Source organism: Streptomyces canus, from assembly GCF_030816965.1.
Classification (GTDB): Bacteria; Actinomycetota; Actinomycetes; order Streptomycetales; family Streptomycetaceae; genus Streptomyces; species Streptomyces canus_E.
This window is the reverse complement of record NZ_JAUSYQ010000002.1, coordinates 721,436-734,160: the sequence shown is the minus strand read 5'-3', so window position 1 is coordinate 734,160 and position 12,725 is coordinate 721,436. Positions and strand designations below refer to the sequence as shown.

General features: G+C 69.8%; 8 protein-coding genes. 4 read left to right on the top strand and 4 right to left on the bottom strand.

Going from position 1 to position 12,725, the window contains the following annotated elements; all coding sequences use genetic code 11:
• Window positions 1-49 precede the first annotated feature (49 nt).
• Together QF027_RS04325 and QF027_RS04320 are read left to right on the top strand one after the other, a co-directional pair.
• Window positions 50-1,159, top strand: a complete 1,110-nt coding sequence (locus QF027_RS04325; protein ID WP_306985876.1) for an NAD(P)H-dependent flavin oxidoreductase — start codon at window positions 50-52, stop codon at window positions 1,157-1,159.
• Window positions 1,156-2,709: an acyl-CoA synthetase gene (locus QF027_RS04320; protein ID WP_307072731.1), complete on the top strand. Its 1,554-nt coding sequence runs from the start codon at window positions 1,156-1,158 to the stop codon at window positions 2,707-2,709. The genes QF027_RS04325 and QF027_RS04320 overlap by 4 nt, the downstream gene beginning before the upstream one ends.
• A 3-nt stretch (window positions 2,710-2,712) precedes the next feature.
• On the opposite strand, the gene QF027_RS04315 is transcribed toward QF027_RS04320, so the two are convergent.
• Window positions 2,713-5,109, bottom strand: coding sequence for a penicillin acylase family protein (locus QF027_RS04315; protein ID WP_307072729.1), 2,397 nt, complete (start codon window positions 5,107-5,109; stop codon window positions 2,713-2,715).
• A 63-nt stretch (window positions 5,110-5,172) separates the two neighbouring features.
• On the opposite strand from QF027_RS04315, the gene QF027_RS04310 reads away from it, so the two are divergent.
• Window positions 5,173-6,669, top strand: a complete 1,497-nt coding sequence (locus QF027_RS04310; RefSeq protein WP_307072726.1) for an acyl-CoA synthetase — start codon at window positions 5,173-5,175, stop codon at window positions 6,667-6,669.
• Here QF027_RS04310 and paaK read toward each other — a convergent pair.
• The 3 genes from paaK to QF027_RS04295 all read right to left on the bottom strand — a co-directional run bounded on the left by paaK (window position 6,666) and on the right by QF027_RS04295 (window position 11,598).
• Complete coding sequence (gene paaK / locus QF027_RS04305; protein ID WP_306985883.1) at window positions 6,666-7,961, bottom strand: phenylacetate--CoA ligase PaaK; 1,296 nt, start codon at window positions 7,959-7,961, stop codon at window positions 6,666-6,668. The genes QF027_RS04310 and paaK overlap by 4 nt on opposite strands.
• Before the next feature lie 97 nt (window positions 7,962-8,058).
• On the bottom strand, window positions 8,059-9,840 hold the full coding sequence (locus QF027_RS04300; protein WP_373431028.1) for a sulfatase: 1,782 nt from the start codon (window positions 9,838-9,840) through the stop codon (window positions 8,059-8,061).
• 144 nt (window positions 9,841-9,984) lie between these two features.
• Complete coding sequence (locus QF027_RS04295) at window positions 9,985-11,598, bottom strand: acyl-CoA synthetase (protein ID WP_306985887.1); 1,614 nt, start codon at window positions 11,596-11,598, stop codon at window positions 9,985-9,987.
• A gap of 177 nt (window positions 11,599-11,775) precedes the next feature.
• Here QF027_RS04295 and QF027_RS04290 point away from each other — a divergent pair, with 177 nt between their 5' ends.
• Window positions 11,776-12,576 (top strand): crotonase/enoyl-CoA hydratase family protein, encoded by an 801-nt coding sequence (locus QF027_RS04290; protein ID WP_306985889.1) that lies wholly within the window; start codon window positions 11,776-11,778, stop codon window positions 12,574-12,576.
• The last annotated feature ends 149 nt before the right edge of the window (window positions 12,577-12,725 follow it).

The following is a 12,725-nucleotide window of genomic DNA, read 5'->3' as shown; positions in this document are numbered from 1 at the left end:
CATCAGAAAACCTCTTCCGTCGTCCGGTGGTCTGCGGCATCCTGCGGCCATGCAGACGGAGCTGAGCAAGAAACTGGGAGTCGAGCACGCCGTCTTCGGCTTCACGCCGTTCCCCGCCGTCGCGGCGGCCATCAGCCGGGCCGGCGGTTTCGGAGTGCTCGGCGCGGTCCGTTACACGGCCCCCGACGAACTCAAACGCGACCTCGACTGGATCGAGGCGCACATCGACGGCAAGCCGTACGGCCTGGACGTCGTGATGCCCGCCAAGAAGGTCGAGGGGGTGACCGAGGCGGATGTCGAGGCCATGATTCCCGAGGGCCACCGGCAGTTCGTCAAGGACACCCTCGCCAAGTACGGCGTGCCCGAACTCGCCGAGGGCGAGGCGTCGGGGTGGCGCATCACGGGCTGGATGGAGCAGGTCGCCCGCAACCAGCTGGACGTCGCCTTCGACTATCCGATCCGGCTGCTCGCCAATGCGCTCGGCTCCCCGCCCGCCGACGTGGTGGCCCGCGCACACGATCAGGACGTCCTCGTCGCGGCCCTCGCGGGCAGCGCCCGGCACGCCGTCAAGCACAAGGAGGGCGGCATCGACATCGTGGTCGCACAGGGCTACGAGGCCGGCGGCCACACCGGTGACATCGCCTCCATGGTCCTCACGCCCGAGGTCGTCGACGCCGTGGACCCGCTTCCCGTGCTGGCAGCCGGTGGCATCGGCAGCGGACAGCAGGTGGCGGCCGCGCTGGCACTCGGGGCTCAAGGCGTGTGGCTGGGCTCCCTGTGGCTGACCACCACAGAGGCCGAACTGCCGTCGCCCAAGCTCATCGAGAAGCTGCTGGCGGCCGGCTCCGGCGACACCGTCCGCTCCCGTGCGCTGACCGGGAAACCCGCGCGCCAGCTCCGTACGGAATGGACCGACGCCTGGGACTCCGCCGACGGACCCGGCACCCTCCCGATGCCCCTTCAGGGCCTGCTCGTCGCCGATGCGGTGTCCCGCATCCAGAAATACGAGGTGGAGCCCCTGCTGGGAACGCCCGTCGGCCAGATCGTCGGACGGATGAACAGCGAACGCAGCGTCCAGGCCGTCTTCGACGACCTCACCCGCGGCTTCGAGAAAGCCGTCGACCGGATCAACCGCATCGCCGGAAGGAGCGGCCAGTGACGAGCACACCTCCCGCGGGCTTCTGGGCCCAGGCCACCCAAGACCCTCCGCGTACGGTCCTCATCGCCCCGGACGGCTCCCCCTGGACCGCCGGTCGCCTCCACGCCGCCGCCAACCAGCTCGTGCACGGCCTGCGCGCCGCCGGACTCGAACGCGGTGACGCCTTCGCCGTCGTCCTGCCCAACAGCGCCGAGTTCTTCACCGCGCACCTCGCCGCCAGCCAGGCCGGCTTCTACCTGGTCCCGATCAACCACCACTTCGTCGCCCCCGAGATCGCCTGGATCGTCGCCGACTCCGGCGCCAAGGTGCTCATCGCCGACGAACGCTTCGCCGCCGCGGCACGGCAGGCGGCCGACGAGGCGGGCCTCCCGGCGAGCCACCGGTACGCCGTCGGCGAGATCGAGGGCTTCCGGCCGTACGCCGAACTCCTCGACGGTCAACCGGAGTCGGCACCCGCGGACCGCGAGCTCGGCTGGGTCATGAACTACACCTCGGGTACGACGGGCCGCCCGCGCGGTATCCGCCGGCCCCTGCCCGGCAAGCGGCCGGAGGAGGCGTACCTCGGCGGCTTCCTCGGCATCTTCGGCATCCAGCCCTTCGGCGACAACGTCCACCTGGTCTGCTCGCCGCTCTACCACACGGCCGTCCTCCAGTTCGCGGCCGCGTCCCTGCACATCGGCCACCAACTGGTTCTGATGGACAAGTGGACGCCCGAGGAGATGCTGCGGCTGATCGACGCGCACCGGTGCACCCACACCCACATGGTCCCGACCCAGTTCCACCGCCTGCTGGCCCTGCCGGAGGAGGTCCGGGCGCGCTACGACGTCTCGTCCATGCGGCACGCCATCCACGGGGCCGCCCCCTGCCCCGACCATGTGAAGCGGGCGATGCTCGACTGGTGGGGGCCCTGTGTGGAGGAGTACTACGCGGCCAGTGAGGGCGGCGGAGCCTTCGCCACCGCCGAGGACTGGCTGAAGAAGCCCGGCACGGTCGGCAAGGCCTGGCCCATCAGCGAACTCGCGATCTTCGACGACGACGGCAACCGGCTGCCGCCCGGCGAACTCGGCACCGTGTACCTGAAGATGAACACGGGCGGCTTCGCCTACCACAAGGACGAGGCCAAGACGAAGAAGAACCGCATCGGAGACTTCTTCACCGTGGGCGACCTGGGGCTCCTGGACGAGGACGGCTACCTCTTCCTCCGCGATCGCAAGATCGACATGATCATCTCCGGCGGGGTGAACATCTACCCCGCCGAGATCGAGTCCGTCCTGCTGCAGCACCCCGCCGTCGCCGACGCCGCCGCCTTCGGCATCCCGCACGACGACTGGGGCGAGGAGGTCAAGGCCGTGGTGGAACCGGCCCCGGGCCACGCGCCCGGGCCGGACCTGGCCGACGACCTCCTCGCCCACTGCGCCGCACAACTCGCCGGCTACAAGCGCCCGAAGAGCGTCGACTTCATCACCGAGATGCCCCGCGATCCCAACGGCAAGCTGTACAAGCGACGGCTGCGGGATCCGTACTGGCAGGGGCGCTCGCGGCCGGTGTGAGCCTCATGAACGGACCCGGACGACCCGCAGCGCCGGCGACGACAGGATGTCCTTCTCGCAGAACCGGGACGTCACCCACTTCTCCGCCGAGAACAGCCGCGTCTGGTCGCTGAAGTGCGGTGAGTTCGGGTTCGAGGACTGCGAGTACGTCAGCAGGGTCCGGGCCACCGGGCAGCGGCCGCCGTCCCAGCCCACCGCCTGGATGTAGCTGGACCCGGTCGTCACCTCCGTGTATCCGCCGCCCGCCGGGTTCCACACCGGCTCGACCTTGTTCCACACACCCAGCGACTCGGTGCCGCCCGGAACGGCGATGCGCTTGCCGTTCCGTACGACGAACTGGTGCTCCCCGAGCCGCGAGTCCAGCGGGACACCGGCCGCCCTGAGCTCGGTCACCGTGTCTGCGAGGGCCGTGGCGAAGGCCGGCGCGTCGGTGTTGAGCGTGTTCGGGGTGCCCACCGGGTCGGCCGCCGAGAACGGCACCTTCCACAGCGAGGAGTTGGGCAGTTTCCGCCAGAGCCGGTCGAAGAGCAGCGCACCCCGGCTGTCGGTGTTCGCGGTGCGGTCCCAGGCCGCGAGCACCCCGCAGGCCTCGCGGACGTCAACCGCCGTGCCATCACTGCCCGTTGCCGTGCCACCAGGAAGAGCGGCACATGCCTTCGCCGCGTCCGCCGCCGCGAGATCGCCCGCGGTCACCCGGTTGGCGAACTGCTGCGCCTGGAGGTCCCGTACGGTCAACCGCCCCCGTCCGGCCATCGCGGACACGTCCTGGAGGGCGCCGCGGGTGCGCATCGAGCGCTGCGTGCCCACGGTGCCGAAGACCCGCTCGTACCCGGTGATCGGCCGCTCGGCGTTGGCCAGCCAGGCGCTGTCGTTGGAGTTCTCCGCGTACGGCGCGTCCGTGAGGACCGGCATCTTCGCGGGTCCGAAGATGCCCGGCTGTACGGCGTCCTGATCACTGCCGAGGGCACAGTCGCCGCGCGAGCCGTCGAGGATCGCCACCCCCGAGGCGGGGTAGGTGGCCCTGCCCAGGGGAGTGGAGCAGCGCTGGGCCAGCTCGTCGGTGATCCGGGGGAGCACCTGGGACTGCGTGAACAGCGTGTGCCCCCGCGAGTCGGCGGCGATCGTGTTGACCCACGGCAGACCCTGGGTGCGCTGCAACGCGGCCAGGACGTCGCTCGTACTGCGGGCCCTGCTGAAGCCGAGGGCCGTGTCGGAGGCGCGCAGGTTGGTGGCGTTCGGGTCATTGAGGGCGTACGCCGTCGTGGTCGTCCAGGGCAGCGGCAGCGCGGCCCCGAGCGAGGTGACGACCGGGCCGTACCGCGTCCACCACTGGGTCCTCGTCACCGGTTCGCCGCCCTGGACGGCGACGGTCACCCGGCGCTCGGTCATCCGCTCCGGTCTGCCGTCGACGAGATACGTGGTCGGGTCGGCGGGGTCCAGGGTGAGCTGGTGCAGGTTGAGGGTGACACCCGTGGCCACGGTGTGACTCCAGGCCACCTGCGCGTTGTGGCCTATGGAGATCGTCGCGGAGCCGAGCAGCGAGCCGCCCGCGATGTTCAGTTCGCCGGGGATGGTCTGCTGCGACTGCCAGAAGCGGCGGCCGCCCTGCCAGGGATAGTGCGGGTTGCCGAGGAGCAGCCCGCGGCCGTTCGCCGTCGTGGCCCCGCTGAAGGCCACGGCGTTGGAGCCCATGTCGGCGGAGTCGGCGGCGAAGAGTTCCCGGGCCGCGCGGGCGGTGTCCCGGGCGTCCGGCGCGCCGGACGTCGCAGTGGTGGACGCGGGCGGCTGCGCGGCCGTGATGCCGTCCACGGCCCGGCCCTGACCGCCGAGCACGGCCAGCGCGAAGTTGCGCGCGGCGACGTCCTGGACCGTCACCGGGCGCACCCAGTCGGCACCCTTGCACGCCGGGTCGGTGATCCGGTTCTTCCGCAGCCAGGCGTTGTAGCCCGCCGCGAAGCCTCGCATCAGCTCCTTCACCGCACGGCTCGGACCGCGCGGCGCCGGCGTGGCCATCAGCTTGTCCACCGTTCCCGCCTCCCGCACCCCGCGGAAGTACAGGTCGCTGGAGAGGTTCCGGGTGGCCGAGGAGAGCGCGGTGTCGGAGGCGGCGTCGGCCCCGAAGAAGCGCGAACGTTCGCCGCGCACGGTCACGAACCCGTCGGCGAGCGTGCACACCTGGTCGGTGGCCTGCGCCCACCCGGTGCCGAAACCGAGGTCCGCGTAGTTCTTCGCGAGGATGTGCGGGATGCCGTACTCGGTGTAACGGATGGTGGCGGACAGACCGCCGTGGGACGGATGTTCCTGTTGCTGCTGGTTCTGCGCGGCTACGGCCGGCAACGTGGCGACGGCGGCGAACAGGGCCACGGCCGCGACGACGGCGCGTCTGAGACGGGTGCGCATCGTGCCTCCCAACGTCATTGAGGGAAGGAGCGGTTGAGCGTACCAACCGGTAGGTTGTCCCGTATGACGCCTGGACACGGCAGTACGGTTGACGGGGTGCTGCGGCGCAGCGCCCGGCGCACCCCGGCGCGCGTCGCGGTGGAGTACGGCGAGCGCTCATGGACCTACGAGGAACTCGACGACGCCGTCTCCCGAGCGGCGCGCCTTCTCCTCGACGAGGGCCTCGACCGCGGTGACCGGGTCGGTGCCTACGGCCACAACTCGGACGCGTATCTGATCGGCTTCCTCGCCTGCGCCCGCGCGGGGCTGGTCCATGTACCGGTCAACCAGAACCTCACAGGCGACGACCTCACGTACATCGTCGGCCAGTCGGGCAGCACACTCGTCCTCGCCGATCCCGACCTCGCGGGGCGGCTGCCGGAAGGTGTGCGCACGGTGCCCCTGCGGGACGCCGACGAGTCGCTGCTGGCCCGCCTGCCCACGGCATCGCCGTACGACGGCCCCGAACCGCGCAGCGAGGACCTGGTCCAGCTGCTGTACACCTCGGGGACGACGGCCCTGCCCAAGGGCGCGATCATGACCCACCGGGCCCTGGTCCACGAGTACCTGAGCGCGATCACCGCCTGCGATCTCAGTGCGGGTGACCGGCCCGTGCACTCGCTGCCGCTCTACCACTCGGCCCAGATGCACGTCTTCCTGCTGCCGTATCTCGCGGTCGGCGCGACGAACATCATCCTTGACGCGCCCGACGGCGACCGCCTCTTCGACCTGATCGAGCAAGGCCGCGCGGACAGCCTGTTCGCGCCGCCCACGGTGTGGATCGGACTGTCCAACCGCCCCGACTTCGCCACGCGTGACCTCAGTGGACTGCGGAAGGCGTACTACGGCGCCTCGATCATGCCGGTGCCCGTCCTGGAACGACTCCGCGAGCGGCTGCCGAAGCTGGCCTTCTACAACTGTTTCGGCCAGAGCGAGATCGGCCCGCTCGCCACCGTCCTCGCGCCCGACGAGCACAAGGGGCGGATGGACTCGTGCGGCCGTACCGTCCTGTTCGTCGACGCACGGGTCGTGGACGAGAACGGCAAGGACGTGCCGGACGGTACCCCCGGCGAGATCGTCTACAGGTCACCGCAGTTGTGCGAGGGCTACTGGGACAAGCCCGAGGAGACGGAAGCGGCTTTCCGGGACGGCTGGTTCCACTCCGGCGACCTCGCGGTGCGGGACGCGCACGGCTACTTCACGATCGTCGACCGGGTGAAGGACGTCATCAACTCCGGTGGCGTGCTGGTCGCCTCACGCCAGGTCGAGGACGCGCTGTACACGCACGACGCCGTGGCCGAGGTCGCCGTGATCGGCCTGCCCGACGAGCGGTGGATCGAGGCCGTCACGGCCGTCGTCGTCCCGCGCGGCGAGGTCACCGAGGCCGAACTCATGGACCACGCCCGGGAGAAGCTCGCCCACTTCAAGGCACCCAAACGGGTGGTGTTCGTGGACGAGTTGCCCAGGAACGCGAGCGGGAAGATCCTCAAGCGGGAGCTGCGGGACCGGTTCGCGGGCTAGCGGGGGCGCAGGTCGACGATCCTGCGGATCTTTCCGACGGACCGCTCCAGGGACTCCGGTTCGACGATCTCGACGGCGACCGACACTCCGATGCCGTCCTTGACGGCCGTCGCGATGGTCCGCGCGGCCGCCTCCCGGGTCTCGGGTGTGGCGCCCGGCCGGGCCTCCGCGCGCACGGTGAGGGCGTCCAGGCGGCCCTCGCGGGTGAGGCGGAGCTGGAAGTGGGGTGCGACGCCCGGGGTGCGCAGGACGATCTCCTCGATCTGGGTGGGGAAGAGGTTCACCCCGCGCAGGATCACCATGTCGTCGCTGCGGCCGGTGACCTTCTCCATCCGCCGGAACACCCGGGCCGTGCCCGGCAGCAGCCGGGTGAGGTCCCGGGTCCGGTAGCGGACGACGGGCATCGCCTCCTTGGTGAGCGAGGTGAACACCAGCTCACCCCTCTCACCGTCCGGCAGCACCTCCCCGGTGACCGGGTCGACGATCTCGGGGAAGAAGTGGTCCTCCCACACATGCAGCCCGTCCTTGGTCTCCACGCACTCCTGCGCGACGCCCGGGCCGATCACCTCCGACAGCCCGTATATGTCGACGGCGTCGATCGCGAACCGCTCCTCGATCTCCCGGCGCATCTCCTCGGTCCAGGGCTCGGCGCCGAAGACGCCCACACGCAGGGAGGTGCCGCGTGGATCGACGCCCTGCCGCTCGAACTCGTCGAGAAGCGTGAGCATGTACGACGGGGTCACCATGATGATGCCGGGTTCCAGGTCCTGGATGAGCTGGACCTGGCGTGCCGTCATCCCACCGGAAGCGGGGACGACCGTACAGCCGAGCCGTTCGGCGCCATAGTGTGCGCCGAGTCCACCGGTGAACAGTCCATAGCCGTACGCCACATGCACCACGTCCCCGGGCCTGCCGCCGGCCGCCCGGATGGAACGCGCCACCATGTCGGCCCACAGGTCCAGATCGTTGTCGGTGTAGCCGACGACCGTGGGGCGCCCGGTGGTGCCGCTGGAGGCATGGATGCGCCGCACATGGTCCCGGGGCACGGCGAACATCCCGTACGGGTAGTGCTCGCGCAGGTCCGCCTTGGTGGTGAACGGGAACCGGGCCAGGTCGGTCAGGGAGCGGCAGTCGTCCGGGCGGACACCCGCCTTGTCGAAGGACTCCCGGTAGAACGGCACGTGCTCGTACGCGTGCCGCAGTGACGCCCGCATGCGCTCCAGCTGCACCGCCCGCAACGCCCCGGCGTCCAGTCGTTCCCCCGAGTCCAGCAGCTCCGCCGCATCCGCCATCGGAACGCCCCTTTCGCCAACCGTGTCATCACGGGCGACCGATCATTCGGTCGCGGTGCTGGGGATCAGTAATCCAGGCGATCGGTGCGGAGGCAAGTCACTTCGCGAACGCCGTCATGAAGCGGTCGCGGAACTTGTCCATGCCCCACTCGGGCGCGTCGTCCGCGGGCTTGAGGCCGTCCGTCCAGTTCCAGTCGTCGACCCGGTCCAGCACCTTCGGGTCCTTGGCGACGATCGTCACCGGCACGTCCATGCTGGTGGAGCCCTTGGTCACCGTGGGAACGGGCTGATGGTCGCCGAGGAAGACCAGGACCGTGTTCTCGTCGCCGTAGCGCTGCATCCACTGGGTCAGGCTGTCCACGGAGTACTGGATGGCCTTGCGGTACTCGGTGCGCACCCGCTCCTGGCTCTTCCAGACCTCCGTCGGGTTCGTGCCCTCCTTCTTGATCTGCTCGAAGACCGAACCGTCGCCGAGGTCGTTCCAGTCGATCGTGTGGGCGATCGGCGACCAGGGGTTGTGGCTGGACGCCAGGATGATCTCCGCCATGATCGGGTCACGGTTCTTCTTGCCGTGCTCCAGCTTCTGGAAGGCCTCCAGACTGAACTGGTCCGGCACCGGCGTCCAGCTGAAGTAGGGGCCCTTGTAGCCGAGGTGCGTCGAGTCGTAGATGTGGTCGAGGCCGAAGTACTTGCCCTCGGGCCAGGACTTGCGCACACCCGGCACGATGCCGACCGTGCGCCAGTCTCCGGTCTTCTGGAAATAGCTGGTGAGGGTGGCCCGGTCGCTGTTGGTGAGGTTCAGGTACCGCTGCTGGTTCTTGACCCACAGCCCGGACAGGAACGTCGAGTGGGCCATCCAGCTGCCGGCGCCCGTCACGGGGGACCTGAGCCAGCCGCTGCGGGACGCGAAACCGGCCGCCTTGAGCGTCGCGTCGCCCTTCTTGAGGGTCGCGTCCATCTCCGGTGCCATCGCCGGGTCGTCGATCGCCACCCGGCCGTAGCTCTCGATGAAGGTGAACAGGACGTCCTTGCCGTGCAGTCCGGTCAGCAGCTGGTCGGGAGGGGTGGCGGCGAAGGCGTCGACGGCGGACTGCTTCTCGAAGACCTTGGCGTCCCCCAGTCCGTTGCGCACGTTCTGGACCCGGTTGAGGAAGAACCCGGTGTAGCCGTTGGTGGCGAAGGTGACCCCGCCGAACTGCACGCCGACGTTGAAGCAGGTGACCCACACGGTTCCGAGGACCAGTGTGGTGAGAACCGCCCTGGGGCGGTGCCGGGACATGACGTTCGTCAACCGCAGCACCGCGAGCGTGCACAGCACGAGGACCGCGAGGAACAGGACGATCACCCCGGCGATCGCGAGCACCTCGCCCGTGCGCCCGAACGACTCCCCGAGCCAGTCCGTCGCGTTGCCCAGCATGATCCAGTCGAAGACCAGGTCGAACGGCCGGGCCAGGGTCTGGCGGAAGCCCATGTCCATCAGCTTCAGGAGGGTGAGCAGCCCGATGAACACCCCGAAGAACACCGCCGCGATCCGGCGGACCTTCGGCGGCAGCATCAGCAGGACGGCCGCGAGGACGATCCCCTCGACGGGCAGCCGGATGAACGCCCCGAGGTCCATGCGGTCGAGTCGGGCGGGGGAGAGCAGCACGACCAGCAGCAGAAGACCGGCCAGCACACTCGTCCCCACGGACACACCACGGGCCGCACGGGGGTAGCGGCGGCGCCAGCCGAACCAGCCGGGGCGCACCAGGTCGTTCTGCGCCCGAGCCTCCTCTACGGTCTCCTCCGTCACTTCGTCCCCCGTGGCACCCCCACCATCCGCTTGCGCCTCGTCCCCAGTGGTGTCCGGTAGTTGACGAGAGCGAGTGAAGAGCGACACCCGGTGGTCCTTCCGTGCGGTCTTGCTATGGCGTGCGGTCCTGCCACGACGGCATGACGAACAGGGCCCGCCGGCCGAGCCTGCCACCACCAGTACGTTCGCACGTCACGTTCGGTTCAATCGCACGGGCCCGGGATCGGACCGTCACACGTCGGCCGCCACCGCCACCTTCTGCGCCCACCGGTAGTCCGCCTTGCCGCTCGGCGAGCGGCGGATGGACTCCGCGATCACCAGCTGGCGCGGCACCTTGTACCCCGCGAGCCGCGTCCGGCAGTGCGCCTGGAGGTCGTCCAGGGACATCCGCACCGCACCCTCGCGCAACTGCACGACGGCCGCCACATGGTGCCCCCACTTCACGTCCGGCACCCCGGCCACGAGCGCGTCGTACACATCGGGATGCGCCTTGAGCGCCTGCTCGACCTCCTCCGGGTACACCTTCTCGCCGCCCGTGTTGATGCACTGCGAGCCCCTGCCGAGGACGGTGACGACCCCCTCCTCGTCGACGGTGGCCATGTCCCCGAGCAGCACCCACCGCTCGCCGTCCTTCTCGAAGAAGGTGTCGGCGGTCTTCCGCGGGTCGTTGTAGTAGCCGAGCGGCACATGGCCGCACTGGGCGACCCGGCCCACCTCACCCACGGCCACCGGCTCGTGCGTGGCCGGATCGACCACCTGGGTACGGGAGTTCACCCGGACGCGGAAGCCACGCTCGGGGCCGGAGTCCTCCGTCGCCGTCCCGTTGAACCCGGACTCGGAGGAGCCGAAGTTGTCGAGCAGCATGGCGTTCGGGACGAGTGCCCGGAACTGCCGGCTCACCGTGTCCGACATGATCGCGCCGGACGAGGACACACTGAACACCGACGACATGTCGGCGCCCTTCATCGGACCCTCCAGCGCGTCGATGAGCGGCCGCAGCATCGCGTCACCCACCAGCGACATGGCGCTGACCTTCTCCCGCTCCACGGTCCGCAGCACCTCCTCGGGCACGAACTTGCGATGCAGTACGACCCGTTGACCGAAGTTGAAGCCGATGAGGGTGGTCAGCGTGGAGGTGCCGTGCATCAGCGGCGGTGTGGGGAAGAAGGTGAGCCCCGCCCCGCCCGCGGCGACCCGCTCGGCGAGTTCCTCGGGCCGCTTGACCGGCTCACCGGTGGGTGCGCCCCCGCCCAGCCCCGAGAAGAACAGGTCCTCCTGACGCCACATGACACCCTTGGGCATCCCGGTGGTGCCGCCCGTGTAGATGATGAACTGGTCGTCGGCCGAGCGCGCCGGGAATCCACGCTCCGGCGACCCGCCGGCCTCGGCGTCCGTGAAGTCCACCGCCGAGAGCCGACCCGGTTCCCCGTCCCCGACCCGCACCAGGTGCCGCAGCCGTTCCACCTGCGGCAGCGCGGCCGCCACCCGGTCCGTGAACTCCGCGTCGAAGACCAGCCCCACAAGATCCGCGTCCCGGTAGAGGTAGACCAACTCCTCTTCCACGTAGCGGTAGTTGACGTTGACCGGGACGATCCGTGCCTTCAGGCAGCCCAGCAGCGTCTGCACGTACTCCACCCCGTTGTAGAGGTGCAGCCCGACGTGCTCACCGGGCCGTAATCCGCTGTCGAGCAGATGGTGGCCGATGCGATTGGCCGCGGCGTCCAGTTCCGCGTACGTCAGCCTGCGCTCCGCGCCCGTACCGGGAATGTCGATGTACGCGAGCGCCTCACGGTCCGGCACCACATCGACGACGGACTCGAACAGGTCGGCAAGGTTGTACTCCACCGCTCCTCCTGACCCAACACGGCCTGCTTCTCCGACGGTTCGCCGGTCATCAGAGCAAAGGGCGGCGTGACTGTGAAGGGGTTCGCGCGAATAAATCTGACTGACTGTCAGAAAACCCTTGAAGTGCGTCGGCGCCTCCTGCAACCTGTTCTCGTTCTGGCAGAGGGGAGACGGGCGATGGGTGGGACGGAACACCTCAACATCCAGCGCGAGGGCGCCACACTGGTGCTCACGCTCAACAGGCCGGAGGCGAAGAACGCGCTCTCGTTGCCGATGCTGGTCGGCCTCTACGACGGCTGGCTGGAAGCGGACGCGGACGACTCGATCCGCTCGGTCGTCCTCACCGGCGCGGGCGACTCGTTCTGCGCCGGCATGGACCTCAAGGCCCTCGCGGGCAAGGGCACCGGCGGCGAGCAGTACCGGGACCGGCTGACCGCCGACCCGGACCTGCACTGGAAGGCGATGCTGCGGCACCACCGCCCCCGCAAACCGGTGATCGCGGCGGTCGAGGGCTACTGCGTCGCGGGCGGCACGGAGATGCTCCAGGGCACCGACATCCGGGTCGCCGGCGAGTCCGCGACCTTCGGCCTCTTCGAGGTCAGGCGCGGCCTGTTCCCGATCGGCGGCTCCACGGTCCGGCTGCAACGCCAGATCCCGCGCACCCACGCGCTGGAGATGCTCCTCACCGGCCGCCCGTACACCGCACGCGAGGCCGCCGACATCGGCCTGGTCGGTCACGTCGTCCCGGACGCCACGGCACTCACCAAGGCCTTGGAGATCGCCGAACTGGTCAATGCCTGCGGCCCGTTGGCGGTGGAGGCGGTGAAGGCCTCGGTGTACGAGACCGCCGAGTTGACCGAGACCGAGGGCCTGGCCGCCGAACTCAAGCGCGGCTGGCCGATCTTCGACACCGCCGACGCGAAGGAGGGTGCCCGCGCCTTCGCGGAGAAACGGCAGCCCCTCTACCGGCGCGCGTAGGCGACTTCCTGGCAGGTGCGTCGGACACTGCGGGCCGTCGGAGGCCGGTCGCGCAGTTCCCCGAGCCCCTCGGGCGTTGCACCGCGGAGCCTGTCGAGCCACCGTCCGCCCACCCACGCGCATCCGTCCTCGAAGGAGGCACGCCCTCG

Excerpts from the sequence above, each read along its gene's own strand:
- QF027_RS04290 (WP_306985889.1), top strand. The coding sequence starts at position 11,776 with ATGGGTGGGACGGAACACCTCAACATCCAGCGCGAGGGCGCCACACTG.
- paaK (WP_306985883.1), bottom strand. The coding sequence starts at position 7,961 with ATGGCGGATGCGGCGGAGCTGCTGGACTCGGGGGAACGACTGGACGCC.
- QF027_RS04310 (WP_307072726.1), top strand. The coding sequence starts at position 5,173 with ATGACGCCTGGACACGGCAGTACGGTTGACGGGGTGCTGCGGCGCAGC.
- QF027_RS04325 (WP_306985876.1), top strand. The coding sequence starts at position 50 with ATGCAGACGGAGCTGAGCAAGAAACTGGGAGTCGAGCACGCCGTCTTC.
- QF027_RS04315 (WP_307072729.1), bottom strand. The coding sequence starts at position 5,109 with ATGCGCACCCGTCTCAGACGCGCCGTCGTCGCGGCCGTGGCCCTGTTC.